Raw genomic sequence first — 17,008 nt, forward strand, 5'->3', positions numbered from 1 at the left:
AAAATCCTCTTAAAAAGAGAAAGCAGACCATCATGAATCCGCTTCCTCTATCATACAACATTTACCAGTTATTTTCTATCACTATATTGGCTATGTAAAAATATTGTAAACACGCATCACTCAATATTCACCGCATATTTGATGACATGATCCTTTTTGTTCTCAAATATATCATATGCCTCCATGATATGTTCCAGCGTGGTGCGGTGTGTAATCAGACAGCTGGTATCAAGCCTGCCTGCGCGGATCAGTTCCATGATTTCCCCGCAGCAGGAGGCGTCCACTCCACCGGTCTTAAAAACAAGGTTTTTCCCATACATATCTGGAAGAGGGATGACCTGGGCCTCCTCATACATGGCCACCACGCAGACCACTGCATTGGGCCTTGCAATCTTCCAGGCAGTCTGGAAGGTGTCCTTGCCTCCTGCTGCCTCCAGGACCGCGTCCGCTCCCCGTCCCTCCGTAAGCCGAAGTACCTCCTGAACCACATCCTGTTTAAGCGGGTTAAGGATGATATCCGCCAGTCCCTGTTTTTTAGCAAGCTCCAGGCGTTCATCTGAGACATCAATTGCAATCACCCGGGCCGGGCCATACAGCCCTGCACACATAAGGGTACACAGCCCGGTGGGGCCTGCTCCAATCACGGCAACCGTATCGGCCGGTTTGATTTCAGCCAGGGATGCGCCCCAGTACCCGGTGGACAGGATATCTCCGGTAAACAGGGCATCTTCATCTGTCACATCATCAGGAATATGGGTAAGGCCGTTATCCGCAAACGGTACCCTGACGTATTCAGCCTGCCCTCCGTCAATGCGGCATCCCAGTGCCCAGCCTCCATGCTCATCCGTACAGTTATTCACATAGCCCCTTTTGCAGAAAAAGCATTCCCCGCAGAATGTCTCCACATTAACCGCAACCCGGTCCCCTGGCTTAAAACGTTTCACATCATTCCCCACCTGGTCCACAATACCCACGAATTCATGTCCAAGGATGGTTCCCGGAATGGCCCTTGGTACTGCCCCGTGTTTAATGTGGATATCGCTGGAACAGATAGTGGTCAATGTCACCTTTATCACTGCGTCCCGGGAATCCATTAGTCCGGGCAGAGGCCGCTCCTCAAGCGCAACGGTTCCTGTATGTTTGTAGACCACGGCTTTCATTGTTTTCTTTGACATATATTATATCTCCTTTGTCGGACTTAACCGTCCTGCCTTTACTTTGTTACTATATCATATTCCTCAAAAAGCTGCCTGCGCAACGCCTCATCCTTTACAGCCCTCTGCAGATCCCCAAGTCCGGATTCTTTTAACAGATTTTCTACCAACAATGCAAAGCCTTCCATTCCTTCGCTAAACCCCTTACTGAACCCTCTCTCCTCAATCGCCTCACTCAAATTACACATCTGCCTCAACCCCTCTCCCAGTTCCTGTTCCATCTCCATGCCATAATCCCGTTCCAGAACCTCCCTCTTTTCATCCGCTGACATATCCGGTGACAGAAGTGTGCCCAAAAAACCGTGGAGACTTCTCTTTGAATCCATGGCATCCCTTCCATCCAGGCAAATGATGACTACCGACAGCTTGATAAAAAGCTACTTCCATCCTGGATTCCTGCCGTTTTATAGAAATGTGATTGTTCGGCAGAAACTGCCAGAATGTGCGAATGCACATATTGCTTAAATAAATTAAGCTATGCAACTATGTAAGAATATAATTATAATACTTGATTGAACTGGAAATGTCAACATCCCCAACGGACCGGATAGCAGGCCGGAATACAAATCCAGATTATAGATTCCATCTCTGGCCGTATTATAATATTATGGACAGGGTTACAGGACAGAACAAAATCCCAGAAAGAATCCAATGAAAAATATATCACCAGATTCTTTCCGGGGCCTTGCATATTCCCTACTCTTTCAATCACACCTTTATCCGCTCTGCAATCTCGTTCCCAATGGCAAGGCGCACACTGTCTTTTCCAATAATCATACTGTCCCTGCCCTGCAGGAACACATGAATCGTGCTTCCCTCCCTGATGTCATGCTGATTCATGATATCCAGCGCCTGGGGACTGCCAAACATCCACTTAATGGTACATTCATTTCCTGCCTTTACTTCTGTCAATGACTGCATAATCCCGCCTCCATCCGTGCTGTCCGCTATCTGATTATAGTTTAAATGCCGCAAGGGCTGTTAGTCAATGGCAATATGGGTTAGGGTATTTTAATCTTCTATCCTTCCAAATGATACCGGTCCATTAAAAAGCAGGAATACCAAAGAAGCTCATAGAATACGGGAAAGCCCGGGCTTTAAACCCAGGCTTTCCTTCATGGATCATTCTAATTCAAATTTCAGGATGGATACTATGCCTCATCCCTGCGTTTCCTGCTTACGGCAGTCATTACAAGGAAGATACCGGATAATACCAGTGTTAATTCTGTCCTTGCAGTTTCCTGCCCGGTCTTTGGAAGCCCGGCTAACGGGATTTCCCCGTCATCGATTAATGCAGCTAATTCAGGGGCTTCTGCCAACGGCACTTCCTGTTCCGGGATTGCGGTCATTCCCGGCCCGCCGGTTGTTGTTCCATATCTCCCCGATCCGCCGCCGGAGCTGGAGCCGCCTCCACCGCCGCTTCCTCCTCCGCCCGGAGTATTGTCAGCCGTATACATCAGCTTTATAACCGCCCCGTCTTCCATTATATCCCCTGCCTTAATCCCTGCAGGTTCATAGCCCTTAAAGGTATATCCCGCATATGTATTCGGCTTTAAGGAGTCTGCTGTCACAGGAATCACACCCGGATCGTCGAGCCATACTTTAACCGTCACGGTCTGGGCATCCCTTGGAGATGTCTCATTACCCAGATAGTGCTCCACCCGGTAGGAAACCTCTTTCGTCTTCTCAGGATCCTTATCAAAGATGACATTAATCACATTCTCTTCTACATTGGTCGTGATTGTAATGGTTTCAGGCTCTACCCTTCCCTCATCCGTATATCCGTATGGGGCATATTTTGTCCTGTCTATATCCTGACCGGTTATGACCTTCAGGTATTCCTGGTCAGCAAATACATCACTTCCAAGGAAATTGCCATCTCCTGCAATCAGGCTGCCATCAACAGCATCTTTATAGTAGTTGACGGTATAGCTTAAATCGGTTCTCCTCGGCAGATAAACCCGGATGATATTCTTATCGCTGTCATCCCCGATTTTATCAATACTGTTGCTTAAATCAATGATGCCCTCTGCCTTATATCCGTCCGGCACCTTATCAGTATCCAAAGTTGTGTCCACTGCCAGTTCATCAATAGCCATACCCAGTGTTGCATCCTCGATTACCCGGTCCGCTCCTGCAATATGGTTTCCATCTGATGTACTGTCTGTGTAGAATTTAACCGTGTAGCTTAATTCACCCACCACTACCACTTCCGGCACGGACGGAATATCATCCACATAGCCGATATTACTTAATTGACTTCCTGCCTCAGCGGTAACCTTGGTTACTATTATGATATCCTTGTCTTTTTCCGCTTCCAGTTCATCAATTGTCCACTGAAGTTTTCCATTGTCCAGAACCGTGCAGCCTGGCGTTGACCCTTCCGTTACAAACTCCAGCCCCATAGGCAGTCTATCTTCAACCTTCACATCCTGTGCTGAAGCATTTCCATTATTCGTAACTTTGAGAGTGTAGGTTACAAAGCCGCCTTTAACCGGTGTCTGGTCATCAGCTGTCTTTACGATACCCAGTGACGGGCCTGTTACTGTGATTTCAACCGGATTGGACTCTTTTCCATTAACCGTGCCAATGTTCTCAATCACGGTGCCTGCAGGTGTATCTTCCTTTACCTTGGCTGTAATTGTGATTGTTATTTCTCCGTCTGGATCCAGATGAGGAAGCCCCCATCTGTATGTGTTATCCCATCCAGGACTACTTGTCCATGAGCTTTCCTGTCTTACAAACTCCAGATAGTCAGATAACCGATCCTCTACTATGGATGGGCCTGACATTTTATTACCAGTGTTTGTTATGGTTAAAGTATAGACAACCTTATCTCCAGGTCTGGGATCTGTCTTGTCAACGCTCTTGGTGATTACCAGATTGCTGTCCATTACGGTTACTTTTTCTTCATTCGATGGAATATCTCCTGCTTTAGCAGTATTGAATATCTCCGTTCCCGGTGCAACCGATTCTTTCACCTTCACATATACCCGTATGGATACATCACATCCTTCCTTTATAGACTTGATTGACCATTCATACTGGCCCTGGTTTTCAGTCTCCTTGTAAGGGAAGGAACTTATGAATTCAAGTTCTTCGGGCAGTACATCCGTAACCTTGATGTCTTTCGCCGTTGCATTGCCTGTATTCTTTACAGTTAATGTATAATGGAATCCATCACCTGGCTTTACAGCCTTTTGACTGGCTTTCTTGGTTATTTCCAGTATACTGCCAGTAACCGTTACCAATGATTCATTTGACGTTTTTCCGTCTGCTAATGCCGTATTACTGATTATGGTTCCGGGTGCTGCTGCATCCTTGACTTTAACAGTAATCGTTATCTCTGCTTTACCGCATGCCTTGATATTATCTATCTTCCACTGGTACTGGTTAATGTTGTCATCCGATTTGTAAGGAGCCGGTGAAGACTTCACAAATTCCAGTTCAGGCACAAGTTTATCTGTTACGATTACATCCTTTGCAGGCTTACTGCCCAGATTCTGGATTGTCAAGGTATAGGTGAACTCCTGGCCAGCTACTACCTTATTGTCTTTTACATTGGCCTTCTTTGTTATCTTAACCTTATTGCCAATGACCTCCACTACCTCTTTATTGGAATTCTGGCATCCATTCAAAGTAGCAGTATTATAAATCTTAGTCTCTGGCTCTACATTATCCTTTACTTTTACAGTAATTACAATTTCCTTTACTTCCTTGGCATCTACCTGGTCAATCTTCCACTTTATATTATTTCCTCTGATTGATCCTGCTTGTGGTTCGGCCTTAATGAATTCCAGATGGTCGGATAACCTATCCTCAACCATCACATCCTTCGCCGGGGCATTACCTGTGTTTTCAATCTTCACTACATAATTAAATGTCTGTCCCGGTTTCACCGTTTTCTCGGACGCTGTTTTTGTGATTCCCAGACGGCTTCCTGTGACAGTTATGGTTTCTGTGGAGGAATGCGCTTCGTCAATATAGGCTGTATTGGAAATCTGTGTTCCCGGCTCTGCCTTAGTATCAACCGTTGCATAGACCTTAAATACCCTTGAACCGTTCGGTTCCAGGTTTTTAATATTCCAGGTATAGGTCCTGCCTGTTATCTTATCTGCCTTCGGGGATGTCGATATATTCCCAAGCCCCTCCGGAACCGTATCTGTTACCTTGATATCCTTGGCAGCCCCATCGCCCCGGTTCGTTACCGTAATTGTATAGGTAATCCTCTCACCTGGCTTAGGAGTTGTATTGCTTACCTTCTTTTCAATGCCCAGGACTGGTTTCACCACAATCTTTATCAGGTCAATATCTTCACTGTCACTGTCCTTTACCGGATTGCCATGCTTATCCTGTTCAGACGCCACTGCCTCGACCCTGTTTTCCAGTTCAAATTCATGGTCGTATACTTTTACATCTTCGGCCTGAATGGTGTAATCATAGGTAAATGCAACCGGCTTGCCCGGTTCAATCTTATCGATATTGGCATATTCCCCTAAATCAATGGGGTTTCCACTGTTCATGATTTTGTCAGTAACACAAATACCGGTAAGCGGACGGTTGCCTTCGTTCTTTATGACTATCCTGTATGTTATGGTATCTCCGGCAGTCACACCGCCCCTATCCTTTTCAACCAGATCCTCTGCATCACGTCCTTCGTACACAGTTCCATCAGCAGTAACCACCTTTACGATGTCTTTATCAACATCAATCTTATATTGGCCTGTATCTGGTTTTGGGGTGGTTTTTGCCACAAATACAACAGCTTTGGCGCCTCCTGGATAGACCTCTGAATGCTCCTCGGCATATTTATTGGTGATTTGAGGTAATGGGTCTAATATCTTTTTGCTTAAATCACTGCGCAGATACCATCCTTCCAAATCCTCAATACCACTTGGAGGAACAGGCCTGTCGTTTTCCTTAACACTCATCTCTTTGAGCATTTCCCCGGCCTCATCTTCAAAAATCACCCGGAAATATTTATAATCCTCTGATTCCCCGCCATACTTATCACATCTCACATAAGAGATTACCCAGGCATTGGCATCATATCTGGTGGGAATATAATGCATGTGCCGTTCCTTTGGGAAGAATCCGGGTATCTGGCCGCAGGTGCCTGCATACTCAGCCGGATGGGCATTGGTCTTACTTTTTAAATCAGCATACTGCTGGGCATTTATATAGATGGGATACGTCTCATCAGCCACCGCCTGTACCCGTTCTCCTTCAATCCAATTCATATTAACGGTCTTGCCCGTCCCATCTGAACCGCGGTATACATAGTATCCATCCTGAAGCAGGTAATTTATTTCAACCTCTGCATTCCTGTTCCTGCCAAATACATCTTTCTGGATGACAAGGCTGTCTGCCGTGGTCTGCTTTACACCGGGATTCTTAAGCGCGTCCAGCGTGTAATCAGCGTAGCTGAATTGATTATTCACAAAATTGCTGCTCTTTAACAGGACTTCATCCCACTGTACATACCTGTTATTTGTAGCCGGATCCGTCAGGATCTGTTTAACAGACAGGGTATACATCCAGTCCCAGTCGCTGACGCCTGTGGCAAAATACGTTGTAAAATGCTCTGCGTCAAAGTTAACCTGATTGACACCCTCTGTGTGGTCCGGGGTGATTTCATTGACAAGTTCCAGATTATTAACATCCGCTGGCGCCAGTACCTCCGATGTGGTATCCACATCCGTATTGATACACATAACGGCAATGGTTTCAGAACCCTGCGTTACTTCTTTAACCGGTGAACCGGAAAATGTAACCTGCACGTATCCAATCCAGCTGTCGTTGTCCAGAACATTGCCATCGGCATCCTTCAGGGTTATGTCACATGCAACGATATCGGATATATTTCCCTCGGAAGACTCTGTCACCGCGTCCTTTACGTTATCTGTAACATCTACAATCTCTGCAGTGGTTCCGCTTGGCAGTACGCCTGCGTTGGCCCTCAATGTAACTTTTACCCCATTATCAATGGTTTCCGTGTATCTGAACTTGGGATATGATTTCTTAAGCACATCTTTTAATGACATGCTGTAAATCTTTGCAGTACTGCAATTGCCCATTCCCACAAGATCATGTTCGCCTGCTGTTTCCGCCTTAACCGTTTCTTCCGGCTGGACAGCCTCACTTCCAGTGGCAACATCGGGGGTGCCTGGAACCGGCTGTGTCTCCTCCGGAATCTGGGGAACTGTTTCTTCCGGTGTTTCGGGGGCGGAGGGTTCTGTTCCCTCAGGTGATTCAGGTACTGATGGTTCTGTCTCCTTTGGGACTTCCGGTGTTGATGGTTCTGTCTCCTTCGGGACTTCCGGTGCCGATGGTTCTGTCTCCTTCGGGATTTCCGGTGCCGATGGTTCTGCCTCCTTCGGGATTTCCGGTGCTGATGGTTCTGTCTCCTTTGGAGTTTCCGGTACGGCCGGATTGGTTGGCGTCCCTGCCCCGTTTTCTCCTGTATCACCGTTATCTACTGGCGGCAATGCCTCCTGGGGTGGTAATGTCTCCTTCGGACTGCTGTCCGCCGCTGCCCCTTCTGTTTCCTTTGGTTCCTCTATAGATGGCTCATCCGTCTTTGTCCCTGTATCATCAGCAGATGCATGAGGCAGGTCTGCCGGCTCTGGCTTTTCCTCTGCTCCCCCTGCTTCTTCTGATGGTTCTGCAACCCGTGGTGCATAGTTAACTGAAATCGATGCAACCGGTTCTGCCTGGATTTCCGGCTCTTCTTCCTTCTCCTGGGATTCCGGTGCTTCAGTTTCTTTGGACTGGGTTTCCTTGGGCTGGGATCCTGCTGGCTGGGTTTCCTCTGTCTTAGTTTCCTCTGTCTTAGTTTCCTCTGTCTTAGTTTCCTCTGTCTTAGTTTCCTCTGTCTTAACTTCCCCAGCATTGTCTTCCGGAAGCGTTGCCGATTCTTCCGTAGAACCTTCGGATTTATCCTCTGACGTTTCTTTGTCTCCTGTGGCATCTGTTCCTGCCGTCGTGGTATCTTCTATTTCCACTACACTGTCATGCCCATCGCCAACCTGGGTTCCATCATTCCCATCCTGGTTCCCATCTGCTGCCGTGGAGTTCTGGGTATCACCATCATCTGACAGATTGCCGCCATTTTCCGATGTATCAATCACAATCTCCTCTGATGGTTTGGAAATAATCTCAATTTCATCATCCCCAAATACATTCTCAAAACTCTTAACCGTTACCTGTTTTAAACTTTTATCATCAACCCTGGTCTGACAGTTCAGTGTCACATCACTGTTGTTGATATACATCATGATGATTTCCTCATCACCGGTAACAGTATATGCATCATCTGCCTCCTCCGGCAGACGGGCGAAGACACGAAGCTCTGCGTCCATGCCGCTTCCTGTTATCTCTGGAAACAGTTCATAAACCACACCGCTTCCAAAAAATAATTCATGGAATTTATCAACCGGACCGTTTGTAAAATCCAGATTTCCCTCACTGACCACATTGCCGCCAGCAACTGCCTCCTTTAGGGAAAGCAGCAGATTACTTCCCGTTATTTCAAATTCCACCTCTTCTGCTGCACCTGCATAAGCAACATTCCAGTTGGCGCTAATATTGGTAAATGTCATTACCATCGCCATCATGAACGCAATAAGCCGCTTCTGCCGGTAAAAAAAACTTCGTTTTCTGGCCCTAGACCTCTTTCCCCTCATACAACTACTCCTTCCATACATACTTTAAAATCACATAATGGCTATTCATTTTAATTCTAACAAATCGTGGTTACAACCCAGTCACAATTTGGAAATTTTCGTATGTTTTTTTTATATTCAGGGAAACAGGATGGCTGGATATGCCAGGAACTCTTATATACCATGATTTATGACGTAATAAAAGGGATATTTTGACCAAAAGAAGGGCGGCCCCCTCCGGCTGATCCTTCAGCCATAAGGTGCCGCCCTTTTTTATTGGTTTAAATACTTTTACTTGTAACTTACCCTCGCCCGATGATCATCAGGAGTCCTCTTCTTTCCGCTTCTTGCTGATGGCTGTCAGCATCAGGAAGATACCGGACATCATCATTGTTAATGTTGATTTGGCTAATCCCTGGCCTGTCTTTGGCAACGGGGCCAGCGGTATTTCATCATCATTAATCAGGGTCATATCAAGTGGTGTTTCCGGAAGCGGTGCCAACGGTACGTCCTCCGGGTTAATGGTCACTGCACCTGGGCCGCCGTTTGTCTGTGACAGACGTCCTGGGCCTCCGGAATTGCTTCCACCACCACCGCCGCTACTGCTTCCACCGGTGGACCTGAAGTTCGCTATAAATGTGGTATCCTGTACAAATGCATCTGCTTTGATTGCTTCCGCACCACTGTACGTTTTACCTGCATTTCCGTCAATACTCCAGTTGCTGAACACGTATCCGCTGTTGGCAGATACCGTGACATCCGCATTTGGATGGGCCGGAATCACGCTGCCTACCTTAATGATTTCATGGGTTTCCGGATTCCTGGTTATCTCCTGAATTGTATGGACTTCCGTCGTCCTTCCGCCTACACTTCCGTTACTGCCAGTTACATAAGTGAAGGTTATCTGATATTTATCAGGTATTCCATCTGGCTCCTGAGGAATCTCCACACCGGTTTCGTCTAATACATAATACACTTTAACGAGATTGGCGCTGCTGTCAGAACCTACTGTCTTAGGGCCATTTGCGCTTTCAAAGATATAATTCCTGCCTTCAAATACCCTTGGTACGGTAGTAAATGGAATCTCTGTCTCAAATGTAACATTGTCTTTGGAATCAACCTCCCCTAACACTCCATCATAGTAGTATTCAACCTTATAGCTTAAATCGCCTCTTATAGCGAAGTGTGCTGTATAGGTATCTGCTTCAAATACTTTGGAAATGGAATCTTTGCTTGGAATAAAGGTTTCATCCACTCCTACCTTTTCACCGGCCATATTGGTCCAATAGGTGAATACATATCCGTCATTTGCTGCTGCCTTGGCTCCTTCCGGTTTTCCGGTTGCCGGGGCAAGGGTTTCTTCTTCCTTGCTGACGTTTCCGCCTATGTCAGCCACATATTTGACGGTTACTGTTTCATTTTCTTCAAAATGGGCCGTGTAGGTTGCCGCTACATTCACTCCATCTACCTTATCAGGGATAAATTTATAATCCCGGCCGACTTCATTTCCATCTGCGTCAGTCCAATTCACGAAATGGTAACCCGGCAGTTCTCTTGCTTCTGATCCTGCTGCATAATCAGTGACTGGAGCAAGGGTTTCACTTGTTGGATCCACACTTCCGCCTTCTGTTGCCTGATACAGGATTGTTACATCTGGGTTCTCTTCAAAGTGGGCTGTATAAATTTCCGCCACATTCACTCCGTCTACCTTAGCTGGGACATACTTTAGGTCATCGCTGACTACATTTCCAGCCTTATTAGTCCAATTCACGAAATGGTAGCCCGGCAGTGCTTCTGCTGTGGAACCTGATGCCACATCAGTAACAGGAGCAAGGGTCTCACTTGCTGGATTTACGCTTCCGCCTGCTGTTGCCTGATACAGGATTGTTACATCTGCATCCTCTTCAAAGTGGGCTGTATAGGTTGCCGCCACATTCACTCCACCTACCTTGGCCGGAACATACTTCAGGTCATCGCTGACTACATTTCCAACCTTATCAGTCCAATTTACGAAATGATAGCCCGGCAGTGCTTCTGCTGTGGAACCTGATGCATCCTCTGTAGCAGGGGCAAGAGTTTCACTTGTTGGGGTTACTTTTCCGCCCTTTTCTGCCTTATATACTATCGTTACATCTGCGTCCTCTTCAAAGTGGGCTGTATAGATTGCCGCCTTATTCACTCCATCTACCTTTGAAGGAATATATTTTTCAATCTCACTGACTACATCTCCAGCCTCGTTGGTCCATTTTACAAAATGGTAACCTGGCTGCGCCTGTGCCTCGGAACCTAATGCATTATCCGTAACAGGTGCAAGGATTTCATAGGAAGTGCTGACGTTTCCACCCTTCAACGCCTTATATTGGATTGTTATTTTGGAATCCTCTGCAAAATTAGCTGTATAGGTGGCTGCTACATTCAGCCCCTCTACCCGCGCTGGCACATACTTAAGGTCCGTGCTGACCTCATCGCCATTTTCATTTGTCCAGTTCACAAAGTGATAACCTGGCGATGCGCTTGCCGTGGAGCCTTTCGCATCCTCCGTAACCGGGGCAATGGTTTCTTTGGACAAATCAACCATACCGCCCTCAGTTGCAACATAGTTAATGGTTACATCTTCATCCTCTTTAAAGTTAGCCTTAAATTCAGTTGCCTCATAAATGCCGCTGGCTTTTGCCACTTTATCTATCTCATGTCTTCCTATGACATCATTTTTTCCAACTGCTACGCCGTTTACTGTCCAGTTTTCAAAGTGGTAACCTGGTGATGCCGTTGCTTTGGAACCTTTTGCAATTCCGGTGGATGGGGCCACTGTTTCACTTTCAGGAGCCACACTGCCGCCAGTACCTGCAACATAGGTCAGGGTTACATCTTCATTTTCCTCTAATAAGATACAGATTCTCTGGGCCGCCCTGGTATCCTTAACACGGAAGCGGTTTCCTAAATCAACTTCTGCTCCCGTAGGCTTATCATTTCCCGTCTTAAAGACCACCTTACCAAGACCGTAGCCTAACAGGGAAGCCGGAACTGCCTTTATGATATCCTGACGGGAAGTGCTGGTCTCTGAAATGTTGATATAGTCATAGGCGTATACGAAATTCGGATTGATTCCGATTTCATATCCTTCTAAAGGCATTGGTTCATAATCTGTACCTACATTCTTCCAGTATTCAACCTGAACGGTCCTCGGAAGTTTGTAAGTGATATGCAGGCGTGATTCCTTTCCTTCATGGAATACTTCATCATCTAATCCATCAAATGCAACCGCTTTGCTATCTTTTAATGTTGCATAAATCGCTTTGGACCATCCTGTATCTGTCTCATACATCAGATATACGGAATTGATTTTAGCTCCCTCATGGCCTGCCTCGGTCTGTGCCTTGCTGTACGCCAGAATTTCATTTACACCGTTAAGGTTCAGGATTGCTCCGTCCTGTGTCCCATCCTTTCTGTAAGTCAGGGGCGCATCATCCGGTCCGTAATCTTCATACCTATTAATATATTCGCCGTAACTGAGATCTGGATTTGTATCAGGATAATATGCCCAGACCTTAAAGGTTCCTACTTCCTTCCATACTGCGAACAGAATATCTTCTTCGGCCGTCAGCGTATACAAATCACCTGGCTCATATGAGGTGCCGGTTCCATCTGCTTTTGTATTCCAGCCTGCAAAGTAATATCCGTCCCTGGTGAACTGATTTTCCTTTACAGATACCTTACCGCCTACAATTCCAGTGCTTGGGGACATGTCGCCGCTGCCCTCGTTGGCATTATAGGTAAGGATGTCTTCATTTCCCTCCCATACTGCGTAGAAGGTCATTCCATCCATCCAACCGCTTTCCGGCTTATCGGGTGTGAATTGGACATTGTTGGAGATAGGAGTTCCCTCGCCCATGTCATTGTCAAACCATCCCTTAAATTCATATCCCTGTGGTGTTATAGCGGTTGAACCTGTCGGCCCCTCTGTGTATGCTTTAAATTGGTCCTTATTCTTGGTTACACTGCCTCCGCCTATGGCCTCATAGTGAATTGTTATGGATGGATTCGGGATATACCTGGCGTAGAAGTTAACCATCTGATTAACCTTATACGGGAATTCGGCCTCCTGACTGCGCTTCTCATCTGTGTACCATCCACTAAACAGATATTCCACTCCGCCTACTGTCTTCTTATCAACATATACTTTCTCCGGGGATGTATTATCTCCAATCCTTATATCATAACTCTCAACAGGCTGGTAGCCTTGTTCACCTGCATCCCACAACCAATAGGTTGCCGTAGCCTTTTCTCTGGTGGTCACGCTGGCTGTCATATCCACATGATAGGTTGCCTTACCACTATCATGGGAATTTCCCTTTTCATCCACCCACCCCATCGGATACGTTATCTTGTATGGCGAATATGATATTGTTACATCAATATTATTCGCATCGACTCCATAAAGGTCTGCTATGACTTTCTTGATATTGGCTTCAGCCGGATAGTTAATGACTCTGCTGGCTGGATTATCAAGGCTGTAATGTTTATTACCCCCTACCATATCCGTTCCATACTGATTCTTAATGCCGCTGACATCAATATTTCCATAGCCTACATATTTCCAGTCCTTGTCTTCCAAAGAAGCGGGATCTTTCCCAGGTTTTTGAACATAGAAATACGCTCTAACCTCATTTCTCTTTACCGTAATTTCAAATTCCTGTTTATATCTACCGTTCCATCCATATGAGTAGGTGAGCGTTACTGTCTTTCCACTTATATCATTGGCATGGACTTCCGCATATGGATACCAGTTAATTCCACTTTGTTCCACACTGACTATACTTGGATCAGATGATATCCATGTTCCACCTGTTCCACCTATTATGGCATCGCATGCTTCCAACCTTATGGTCTGGCCTACATACATTGTATAGGAATTCTTATATGCCTCTGATCCTACAATAGCATAAATGGAAAAGTGTTTTGCTTCAAAGGATACGGATGCCTCGTCAACAGATGCGCCAACTGCTTCAACATTGACAATGTCTGCTGCCTGAATGTCAATCTCCTGAGCTGCCGCCTTTTCTTTTTCTTCCTTATCATTATCCTGGACAGTCTCAACATACATGACCTCAACCTTGTCGGACTGGGCATTCTGTTCTTCCACAGGAGCGCCTGCAAATGTTACCCTTACCCGCTTGCTTCCGCCCCAAATGTCTGAATCCAACAGCTTATCGCCTAACCAGAGGTTAATATCATAAGCCATGATGGATGAGACAATTTTGCCTTCTTCATCTGCCTGTGCGGTTTCCTTTACTGCATTTTCAACATCTTCATTAACCCTTACAGCAGATGCCGTCACTCCAGCAGGAAGGACACCTTCATCTGCGCCGATATAAATGATTACGCCGTCATCCATTACAATGGGTTCCAGTTCAACTGCCGGATGCGCCATGGTTTCATTCATATAAACCTCTACATCCTGCTCTTCATAGATATCCGGAACAGAATACCATGCGGTCTGGGAACCATTTTCATTCTCAACAACTGCGTCTGCCTCGATAATCTCATCATTTACAGAAACATAATCAATCGCGGAACCAAGCTGGTTCTTTACGCCGAAGGTTAATGTTCCGCCTTCTTCCACACCCCTGAGGCCTTCCACGATACGGGCGCTTGCCTCCGGATATACGGCATAGGAAACCTTGTATCCGTCAAAATCATCTAAAGCCTTCAGCTGGTTAAGTGTTGCTACATATACCTTTGCAGTGGAGCAATACCCCATTCCGACTAAATCCGCTGTGCCAGCCTTGGAAACATGATTTTCTTCCGAAGGAGTTTCCTTTGTCTGCTCAGCTGTGGAGGATGTGGCTGTTCCCACTGTTTCTTCCAGCTCTGAAGATACATCTGCACTGCTTCCGCTATTATCCGCGGAACCGCTCTCTTCTGCAGCTGCGGTTGTTTCCTCTGTATCTGGTACAGTGGTCTCTTGGTCTGCTTCTGCGGCAGTCCCTTCTGTTGACTCCTCGGGAGCCTGTGTGGACTCGTTTGAACCGGATGCTTCGATTTCCTCTGTGGTTGCTTCTATTGCTTCAGTTGTCTCATTCTTCTCTACGGTTGTCTCTTCTTTTTCCGGCGCCTTTGTTTCCTTTGGCTCTTCCTCTTTTTCCGGCTCCGGGGCTTCTGTCTCTTCCTTTGACTCTGGCTCTGCATCGCCGTTCTCATTATCTGCAACTACTGGTGCGTAGTGACGCACGATAGATGCTACTGGTTCGGCTGATTCAGACTTGGGAGCTTCTGCTTCTGGAGACTCTGATTTTGGTGCTTCTGTTTCAGGGGCTTCTATCTCAGCCGGCTGGGGAGCTTCTGTTTCAGGAGTTTTTTCCTCAGTAGATTCAGCGTCATTTGCCTCTGTCTGGGTCTCTGCCTTACTTTCTTCCTGAGCTGCCGTGGTTTCCTCAGGAGTATCTGTTTCCTCTGATGCGGTTGTGCTGTCAGAAGATATGCTTTCTTCTACAGATGTTGTCTCTTCTGGAACGGTTGCGGTTCCGTCCTCATCCGGTACTGTTGTCCCGTCTGGATTCACGGTTTCCGCAGGAGCAGTTGTTTCTTCTACGGCTGGTCCCTGGGTTTCCTCCGGCGCCGGTGTCTCAGCTGGCTTAGAAATAAGATTTACTTCCTCATCACCATATGCTGACTCATAACTTTTTACAGTTACGCGCTTGGTCTTTTTAACCTTTTCCTTACCATCATCCATCCTTGTGATTTCAGTGGTACAACTGATGGTATCTTCGCCGTTATTCACATATAAGAAAATAATCTCTTCATCGCCGGTTACCATATACATGTCATCGGCACCTTCCGGCAGACGTACAAACACGCGAAGTTCTGCATCCATGCTGCCGCCTTCCGGCTCGGGGAATGCTTCGTAAATCCTTCCCTCCCCAAATAATAATTCTTCAAATTCAGCAATCTTACCATTGGTGAAATCAAAGTCATCTGCTGTAACTTCGCTGCCATTGGCAATTGCGTCTTCAATGGCCTTCACAAGCTGTGAACCGCTCATTGAAAATGTAACTGATTCCGATGAACTGGCTGCATACGCAGTATTCACATTTACGCCTACGTTTGTGAAAATCATGGCAGCCGCAAGTACAAATGCAAGGAATCTTCTCTGCACACTGTGCATGTTTCTTACAATTGCCCTGGCCTTATTCCTTCTTTCCATACTGTTTCTCCTTCCTTATAATCTATTTCCAAAATCAGGATTTTTGTTATCTAGGGACAGTATAGCAAATGGAGGTTACAATCGGGTTACATTTTGGAGAATTTCGTAAATATCTTTTATTTGATAAAATCTGACATGTTATTATGGATAGGCCATGCTCAATAAAGGATGGGCGTTGCAAAAAAAGAAGGGCGGCACCCTCCGGCTGATTCTTCAGCCATAAGGTGCCGCCTTCATTTATTGATTTAATTCCTTTTACTTGTAACTTACCCTCGCTCGATGATTATCAGGAGTCCTCTTCTTTCCGCTTCTTGCTCATGGCTGTCAGCATCAGGAAGATACCGGACATCATCATTGTGAGTGTTGATTTAACAGAACTCTGTCCTGTCTTTGGCAGTGCTGCTAACGGAATCTCTCCGTCATCAATCACTGTTGGGTCTACTGGTGCTCCTGGAAGCTGTGCCAACGGTACGTCTTCTGGATTGATGGTTACTGCTCCTGGGCCGCCGTCGGTTGATGGGGTTACACGGCCTGGATTGCCGCCACCGCCACCGGTGCTGCCGCCAGTAGAGCCACCACCATTATAGGTATACAATGCAGTAAATGTCATATTGTCTAAAATTAAGATGTTCCCATCCGGTATGACTGGACTCCACCCATTCACACTATACCTATTATTTGCAACAATAGTTGGAACTAAAATGTTATCAAAGCTTGTTCCTTTTAATACTTTATAAACAGTAGTTCCTGATAAAATTCCATTATTGCCTGCCAAGAAGGTCACCGTTGCCCAGTCCTCCGCATTCTCCTCATACTGTGCCGTATAGGTCGCATCCTCACTTATGGCCGTTGTTCCACCCGGCAGTTCCGGGCTCCATGGCTGTTCCGCCACCTTGTACCCGAAGGCCGCCTTGATGGCCGGTACC

The 17,008-nt window shown here is 46.3% G+C and carries 6 protein-coding genes; all 6 read right to left on the reverse strand.

Annotated features, from left to right (window positions below; all coding sequences use genetic code 11):
* Positions 1-116: 116 nt before the first annotated feature.
* Positions 117-1,175: an alcohol dehydrogenase gene (locus tag LK536_RS47880; protein WP_227796373.1), complete on the reverse strand. Its 1,059-nt coding sequence runs from the start codon at positions 1,173-1,175 to the stop codon at positions 117-119.
* Between the two features lie 38 nt (positions 1,176-1,213).
* Positions 1,214-1,540 carry a hypothetical protein gene (locus LK536_RS47885; protein ID WP_227796374.1) on the reverse strand — a complete coding sequence of 109 codons (327 nt, stop codon included), beginning with the start codon at positions 1,538-1,540 and terminating at the stop codon, positions 1,214-1,216.
* A gap of 382 nt (positions 1,541-1,922) precedes the next feature.
* On the reverse strand, positions 1,923-2,135 hold the full coding sequence (locus tag LK536_RS47890; RefSeq protein WP_008721944.1) for a FeoA domain-containing protein: 213 nt from the start codon (positions 2,133-2,135) through the stop codon (positions 1,923-1,925).
* A gap of 230 nt (positions 2,136-2,365) precedes the next feature.
* Positions 2,366-8,830: a doubled motif LPXTG anchor domain-containing protein gene (locus LK536_RS47895; RefSeq protein ID WP_506092184.1), complete on the reverse strand. Its 6,465-nt coding sequence runs from the start codon at positions 8,828-8,830 to the stop codon at positions 2,366-2,368.
* A gap of 370 nt (positions 8,831-9,200) precedes the next feature.
* Positions 9,201-15,701, reverse strand: coding sequence for a doubled motif LPXTG anchor domain-containing protein (locus LK536_RS47900; RefSeq protein WP_506092185.1), 6,501 nt, complete (start codon positions 15,699-15,701; stop codon positions 9,201-9,203).
* A gap of 667 nt (positions 15,702-16,368) precedes the next feature.
* Positions 16,369-17,008 (reverse strand): doubled motif LPXTG anchor domain-containing protein (locus LK536_RS47905; RefSeq protein WP_506092186.1); only part of this gene is annotated, 640 nt, incomplete at its 5' end.

The sequence above is a fragment of the Clostridium pacaense genome (assembly GCF_020709765.2).
Classification (GTDB): domain Bacteria; phylum Bacillota; class Clostridia; order Lachnospirales; family Lachnospiraceae; genus Enterocloster; species Enterocloster hominis.